General features: G+C 73.1%; 8 protein-coding genes. All 8 read right to left on the bottom strand.

What is annotated here, in order from left to right; genetic code table 11:
• Positions 1-1267 (bottom strand): glutamate-1-semialdehyde 2,1-aminomutase (gene hemL, locus MR1_RS18185; RefSeq protein ID WP_067250416.1); only part of this gene is annotated, 1267 nt, incomplete at its 3' end.
• A 69-nt stretch (positions 1268-1336) separates the two neighbouring features.
• On the bottom strand, positions 1337-2329 hold the full coding sequence (hemB, locus tag MR1_RS18180) for a porphobilinogen synthase (RefSeq protein WP_067250413.1): 993 nt from the start codon (positions 2327-2329) through the stop codon (positions 1337-1339).
• Positions 2326-3117, bottom strand: a complete 792-nt coding sequence (locus MR1_RS18175) for a uroporphyrinogen-III synthase (protein ID WP_372449942.1) — start codon at positions 3115-3117, stop codon at positions 2326-2328. Before MR1_RS18175 ends, hemB begins: the two co-directional genes overlap by 4 nt.
• A gap of 2 nt (positions 3118-3119) precedes the next feature.
• Positions 3120-4139: a hydroxymethylbilane synthase gene (hemC, locus tag MR1_RS18170; RefSeq protein WP_067250407.1), complete on the bottom strand. Its 1020-nt coding sequence runs from the start codon at positions 4137-4139 to the stop codon at positions 3120-3122.
• 7 nt (positions 4140-4146) lie between these two features.
• Complete coding sequence (gene hemQ / locus MR1_RS18165) at positions 4147-4857, bottom strand: hydrogen peroxide-dependent heme synthase (RefSeq protein ID WP_067250404.1); 711 nt, start codon at positions 4855-4857, stop codon at positions 4147-4149.
• A gap of 88 nt (positions 4858-4945) precedes the next feature.
• On the bottom strand, positions 4946-5230 hold the full coding sequence (locus tag MR1_RS18160) for a hypothetical protein (protein ID WP_067250401.1): 285 nt from the start codon (positions 5228-5230) through the stop codon (positions 4946-4948).
• On the bottom strand, positions 5217-5624 hold the full coding sequence (locus tag MR1_RS18155) for a phage holin family protein (RefSeq protein ID WP_067250397.1): 408 nt from the start codon (positions 5622-5624) through the stop codon (positions 5217-5219). The genes MR1_RS18160 and MR1_RS18155 overlap by 14 nt, the downstream gene beginning before the upstream one ends.
• Before the next feature lies 1 nt (position 5625).
• A complete protein-coding gene (locus MR1_RS18150) occupies positions 5626-6081 on the bottom strand; it encodes a hypothetical protein (RefSeq protein ID WP_067250394.1) in 456 nt (151 codons plus the stop codon).
• Between the last annotated feature and the right edge of the window lie 285 nt (positions 6082-6366).

Below are 6366 nucleotides of genomic sequence, written 5' to 3'. Positions count from 1 at the left end.
CCGCGAGCTCCTGCTCGCCGTGGGCCGCGGTCAGGAACCAGGCCTCGAACACGCTCGGCGGCAGCGCGACCCCGTGCTCGCGCATGGCATGGAAGAACGGGGCGTAGCGGTGGCTCTCCTGGGCCTGGGCCTGCGCGTAGTCCCGGGGGCCCTCGGCGGCGAACGCCACGCCGAACAGGTTGCCGGCGCGAGGCACCGCGTGCACGACGCCCGCCGCCGTGAGCGCGCGGTCGAGTGCCGTCGCGACCCGATCCGCGGCGGCGTCCACCCGCGCGTAGGCCTCGGGGGTCGCCAGGCGCAGCGTCGCGAGCCCGGCCGCGACCGAGAGGGGGTTCCCGGAGAGCGTCCCGGCCTGGTAGACCGGACCGGTCGGCGCCAGCAGATCCATGACCTCTGCGCGCCCGCCGAGCGCGGCCAGCGGCATCCCGCCGCCGACGACCTTGCCGAAGGTGAGGATGTCCGGCAGATACTGTTCGCCTGCCTCCTGCTGCAGGCCCCAGAAGCCGGCCGGGTGCACGCGGAACCCCGTGAGCACCTCGTCGAGGATGAGCAGGGCGCCGTGCGCGTGAGCCGTCTCGGCGAGCAGGCGGTTGAAGCCCGGAACGGGCGGGACTACGCCCATGTTGGCGGCGGAGGCCTCGACGATCACGGCGGCGATCCGCTCCCCGTGCTCGGCGAAGACGGCGGCCAGGGCGTCGGGGTCGTTGTAGTCGATCACGAGGGTCTGCGCGGCGACGGGGGCCGGAACGCCCGCCGATCCGGGGAGAGCGAGCGTGGCGACGCCGGATCCCGCCGCGGCGAGCAGCCCGTCCGAGTGACCGTGGTAGTGGCCCGCGAACTTCACCAGCAGATCACGGCCGGTGGCGCCGCGCGCGAGCCGGATCGCGGTCATGGTCGCCTCGGTGCCGGTCGACACGAGCCGGACCCGTTCCACCGGCCGGGACTCCCCGACGCGGACCCGCTCCGCGATCAGCGTGGCGAGCTCCACCTCCCCCTCGGTGGGGGCGCCGAACGACAGCCCGCGCGCGGCGGCCTCCTGCACCGCCGCGACGACCTCCGGATGCGCGTGCCCGAGGAGGGCGGGCCCCCACGACGCGACCAGATCCACGTAACGGCGCCCCGCGGCGTCCGTCACGGTCGCTCCCTCGGCGCTCGCGAGGAACCGGGGTGTCCCGCCGACCGAGCCGTAGGCGCGAACGGGCGAGTTGACCCCGCCGGGGATGACGGCACGGGCGGCGTCGAAGAGGTCGTCGTTGCGATCGGTCATGCGTCCATCCTCCCGCGGGCGGCTATGCGAGGCGTCCAGGGAGGTGCGGCCTCGGTGCAGCGCCCCGGGTCACCGGCCGGCGCGGATCCAGCCGGCCGCCTCGATCGCCGCGTACGTGAGCACGGCGTCCGCCCCCGCCCGCCGGATCGACAGCAGCGACTCGAGGATCGCCGCGCGGCGGTCGATCCAGCCATGGCCGGCCGCGGCCTCGATCATCGCGTACTCGCCGGACACCTGGTAGGCCCACACGGGCACCGAGACGGCGTCGCGGACCTCGCGCAGCACGTCAAGGAACGCCATGGCGGGCTTCACCATCACGACGTCGGCGCCTTCGGCCTCGTCGATCACGGCCTCGCGGACGCCCTCGCGGCGGTTCCCGGGGTCCAGCTGGTACGTGCGGCGGTCGCCCTGGAGCTGCGAGTCCACGGCTTCCCGGAAGGGACCGTAGAAGGCGCTGGCGTACTTGGCCGCGTACCCCAGAAGCAGCACGTCGGTGAAGCCCTCGGCGTCGAGCGCTCGGCGGATCGCGTCGACCTGGCCGTCCATCATCCCGGACAGCCCGAGCAGGGCGGAGCCGGCACGCGCCTGCGCGAGCGCCATCGCCGTGTACCGCTCGAGCGTCGCGTCGTTGTCGATGGCGCCGCGGGCGTCGAGGACCCCGCAGTGCCCGTGGTCGGTGAACTCGTCCAGGCACAGATCCGTCTGCACCACGAGGGCGTCGCCGACCTCGGCGGCCACGGCGGCCGTCGCGACGTTCAGGATCCCGTCCGGGTCGTCCGCGCCCGAGCCGACGGCGTCGCGCACGGCGGGGACGCCGAAGAGCATGAGTCCGGAGACGCCGGCCTCCGCCGCCGTCGCCGCGGTCCGGCGGAGCGACTCGATCGTGTGCTGCACGACACCGGGCATCGAGGAGATGGGCGCCGGCTCGGCGATCCCCTCACGGACGAAGGCAGGGAGCACGAGGTGCCGCGGGAGCAGATCGGTCTCCCGGGCGAGCCCGCGCAGCGCGGGCGTCTGCCGCAGCCGCCGCGGGCGCGTCTGCGGGAACGATGCACCGGTCACGGCGCGAACTCGTCGGCCGCGTGCGGGAGGGTGAAGTGCGAGACCGCCTCGATGAGGGCGTCCACGGTCTGCCGGTCCGCGACGACGGAGACCGGCAGCCCGGCGCGCTTGGCGTCCTTGGCGGTGCGGGGTCCGATCGCCGCCAGCAGCGTGGTCTCCGGGATGTTCGGGAACTGCTCCCGCACCTGCTCGGCGACGGAGCCGCTGGTGATCAGGATGGCGTTGATCCGGCCGTTCTCGACGTCCCGGAGGATCCGCTCGGTGACCGGGACCCCGACCGTGCGGTAGGCGACGACGCTCGAGACATCGTGCCCGGCCTTGATCAGCAACCGCGTGAGGACCGGCTTCGCGATCTCGCTGCGCAGGGTCAGGATCCGCCGCGGCTCGGTCTCCAGGGCGATGAGCTGCTGCGCCATGCCCTCCGCGGAGTTGTCGTTCTCGGGGACGAGGTCCACCTTGTACCCGACCGCCTGCAGCGCCGCCGCGGTGGTCTCGCCGACCGCGGCGACCTTCGTCTCCGGGGGGATGACCGCACGGTGCGCGAAGAGGACGTCGACCGTGGTCGCGCTCGTCACGGTCAGCCAGTCGAAGGCGCCCTCCGCGAGGTCGACGAGGGCCCGGTCCAGCGTCTCCTGGTCCGTGGTCGGGCCGAAGTTGATGAGCGGGGCGACGACGGGTACGGCGCCCTGGGCGCGCAGGGACGCGGCGACGCCGTCACCCCAGGGACCGCCGCGCGGCACCAGCACGCGCCAGCCGGTCAGCGGCTTGGCTTGGTTCGATTCAGTCATGATCATCGGGAATGGTCTCGCGGAATGAGGTCGGCCGCCCCACGTTCGAGCAACCGACGGGCAACAGACAACCCGATCGTGCGAGCCGCGGCGATCGGGTCTGCGCCGCCGGCAGCGTCCGCACCATTGCCACTGCCGTTCTGATGAATATACCCCCCGTTCAGGGGTTCGGTGACGTCCACCCCGATCCGCCAGCCGTCGGCGGGCGCGTACACGACGGCGCGCACCCGCAGCGCTTCGCCCTCCACCTGCGCGTGCACGGCCATCGGCGCCTGGCACCCCGCCTCCAGTCCGGCGAGGGTCGCGCGCTCCGCCGTGACCGCGATCCGCGTCGCCTCGTCGTCGAGCGCCGCGAGCGCCGCGAGCAGGTCCTCGGGGGCGTCGGCCACCGTCTCGACCGCGAGCGCCCCCTGTCCCGGTGCCGTCGGCCACTCGGCCAGGCCCAGCGGCTCCGCATGCAGAGGACCGAGCGGATCGCCGTCCAGCCGCGAGAGCCCGGCGGCGGCGAGGATCACGGCGTCGAGCTCCCCCGACGAGACCCGGGCGAGGCGGGAGTCGACGTTGCCGCGGATGTCGACCGCCCGGGCGTGCGGGGCGCGGATCCGGACTTGGGAGATCCGCCGCGGCGAGCCCGTCCCGACCGTCGCGCCGGCGGGGAGCTCGTGCAGCGGGCGTCCGTCCCGGGTCACCGCGACGTCGCGGGCGTCGGCGCGCGGCGGGATCGCGGCGATCCGCAGCGCATCGGGCACGGCGGTGGGAAGGTCCTTCAGCGAGTGCACGAGGAGATCGCACTCACCGCGCAGGAGCGCCTCCCGCAGGGCTGTCGCGAACACGCCCATCCCGCCGATCTCGGAGAGCGAGGCGCGGTTCGTGTCCCCTTCGGAGACGATCGGGACGAGCTCGACCGGGCGGCCGGCGACCTCGCTCAGCGCGGCGGCGACGTGACCGGACTGGGCGCGCGCCAGTGCGCTGCGGCGGGTGCCGAGTCGGATCGGGGTCTGGGCGTTCGACGTGACGGACATGTCGCGCCTACTGCAGCACGTCCGCGATCTCGTCCAGACGCAGGCGTCGTCCGGTGTAGAACGGCACCTCCTCCTTCACGTAACGACGCGCGTCGGTGTAGCGGAGGTCGCGCATCAGGTCCACGAGCTCCGTGGGGTCGTCGGCCTCCAGCGGCAGCAGCCACTCGTAGTCGCCGAGCGCGAAGGCGGCCACGGTGTTCGCGATGACGCCACGGAAGGCGGCGCCGCGGCGTCCGTGGTCGGCCAGCATCTGCCGGCGCTCGTCCTCCTCGATGAGGTACCACTCCGGCGTGCGCACGAACGGGTACAGGCAGAGCCATCCCTTCGGCTCGACGCCGCGAAGGAACCCGGGGACGTGCGCGCGGTTGAACTCCGCGTCGCGGTGCACCCCCATCACGTTCCACACCGGCAGCAGGGAGCGCAGGAGCTCGGTCCGACGGAGCCGCCGCAGATCCCGCTGGAGCTCCTCGGCGGTGGCGCCGTGCAGCCAGACCATGAGGTCCGCGTCGGCCTTGAGCCCGGAGACGTCGTAGAAGCCGCGGACGCTGACGCCCCCGGCCTCGATGTGCGAGACGATGTCCTCCAGCTCCGTGGCGTCGGTCTCCGTCACCGGGGCGTCGGGGTTCCGGCGCCACACCGCCCACAGGGTGAAGCCCGAGGGCGATGCCTCGGCGCTGTCGACGGACTCGGACGGGGTGGGGACGACGGGTTCGGACATGGTCCCAGTCTGCCCCTTCCCGCGGCGGGTCGCGAACCGCGGGGCGCTTTCGGCCGGTGCGCGCGGGAGCCTGCGGAGCGGGCCCGTCTCAGCGGGAGAGGAGCCGGGCCACGCCCCAGACGACGCCGCCGACGGCGACGGCCGCACCGACCACGATCAGCGTGACCTTGACCGGGTTCGTCCGGGCCTCCTGCCGCAGACGCGCGCTCTCGCGGGTGATCGCCTTCTCCATCCGGCGGGGCAGGTTCCCCTTGACCTCGATGGCGGCCAGCGCGGCCTTCAGCTCGGCGCGCGCGGACGCGACAGGATCGACGATCCCGTGCGGCACCGCCGTCCGCGGCACGGCGGGGGTGGTCTGCTCAGCGGACGTCATCGCCGGCCTCCTTCACGATGCGGATGTCCTCGGCGACGGCCTGCGCGGGGTTCTCCCTGGCCAGCACCTTCCGGAACTTCAGGATGCCCAGCAGGGCGAACAGCGCGACGGCCAGCAGCAGCACGACGAACACGATGATGGCCGACAGCCACACCGGCAGCCACGACGCGATCCCCGCGATCGCGAACACGAGCAGCACCGGCACCGCCCAGAACAGGAAGAACAGGGCGACGAGGAACCAGACGCTGCCGATCCCCGCGTCCTTGGACGTGCGGGCGATCCAGGTCTTGGCGGCGTCGATCTCCGCCTTGACGAGGTTGCTGACGAGGTCCGGCAGGTCGCCGAGCAGCGTCAGCAGGCTGTCGTCGGCACGATCCCGGTATCCGCGGACCATGTCACGCGCCTCGCGACGATCCGGAGCCCTTGGCCGACCGGGTCGATCCCGTGCTCTTCTTCGTCGCGGATGCGGTCGTCTTCTTCGCGGACGACGTCTTGGCCGGCCGATCGAGTTCGCCGTCCTCCGCCGCGTCGACGGTGTCCTCCACCGCGCGCTTGAGGTCCTCGACCGCGCCCTTACCGCTGGACAGGGCCGAGTCGACCTTCTGGCCCGGCGTCCCGTCGGCGTTGACCGCCTTGACGACCTTGACGGCGCCGTTCCACAGCGCCTGCGGGACGGCGGCGGCCTGGCTCTTCGCGAACTCGCGGACCTTGCCCACCTGTGCCTGCACGGGGTCGAGGTGCCAGACCTTCAGCCACTGCGTCTTGATCTGCTCGTAGCGTTCGCGACCGGCGCGCGTGCCCAGCACGTACCCCACTCCGAGTCCGACGACGAGTCCGATCTTCCCCTTCATAGGGTCTCCTCACGATGTGGTCGGCCTTGCGGACTACCAGCGTAACCCCGTATTCCGATTTCGGCATCTATCGTCCGTGACGAGCGCGCGGGAACAGGAGATCGCGCAGGATCAGGCGGTCATCGCGCTTCGGCGCCTGATCTCGCGCGTCCGCCTGATCCGGCGGGACGGTCTCGGCGTCAGCCCCACAGGAGCGCGTGGCGAAGGCGCTCGGCCTCGGCCCGCGCGTGGGGCACGACCTGGGCGAGCCCCGTCCCGGAGAGCCAGGCGCCTGTGGCGGCGAGC

This window comes from Microbacterium resistens NBRC 103078 (genome assembly GCF_001552355.1).
GTDB lineage: Bacteria > Actinomycetota > Actinomycetes > Actinomycetales > Microbacteriaceae > Microbacterium > Microbacterium resistens.
This window is presented reverse-complemented; position numbering and strand designations above follow the sequence as displayed.